The 417-nt window shown below is 63.5% G+C and carries 1 protein-coding gene; it reads right to left on the minus strand.

The genetic code is table 11. The features are described 5' to 3' along the window. The coding region (locus tag PZA18_RS24305) for an RHS repeat domain-containing protein (protein WP_284103466.1) at positions 1-417 on the minus strand (417 nt) is incomplete at both ends.

Below are 417 nucleotides of genomic sequence, written 5' to 3' on the forward strand. Positions count from 1 at the left end.
GCATCCCGCTCGAAATCCAGCAGCGGAACCTGATCCAGCAGCAGTTGGTGCAGATGACCATGGCCGTAGTAAAGAAAGCCCACCTCGCGCTGGTCGCTGAGGGTGGTGGCGATGCGGTGACCGAGCCGGTCGTAACGGTGCTGCAGGCGATGTTCGAATCCGAGGGCGTGACGGCTGGTTTCCTCCAGCAGCTGGCCGGCTTTGTCGTAGCGAAAGCCGCTGCTGACGCGACCGGTGGTGGCTTCAATCAGCCGGCCGGCGGCATCGTAGCGGAAGCGGTGGGTTTGTGCCGGGCAGACTTCGGTGGCGGGGAGTTGGCGTTCGATCAGTCGGCCTGCCGGATCATAGCGGAACTGGCTGCATTGGCCGTTATCGTCGAGCGCGATCAATTCGCCGGCGGCGTTGTAGCGATAGCGT

It is taken from the genome of Parachitinimonas caeni (genome assembly GCF_030129945.1).
GTDB classification, from domain to species: Bacteria; Pseudomonadota; Gammaproteobacteria; order Burkholderiales; family Chitinimonadaceae; genus Parachitinimonas; species Parachitinimonas caeni.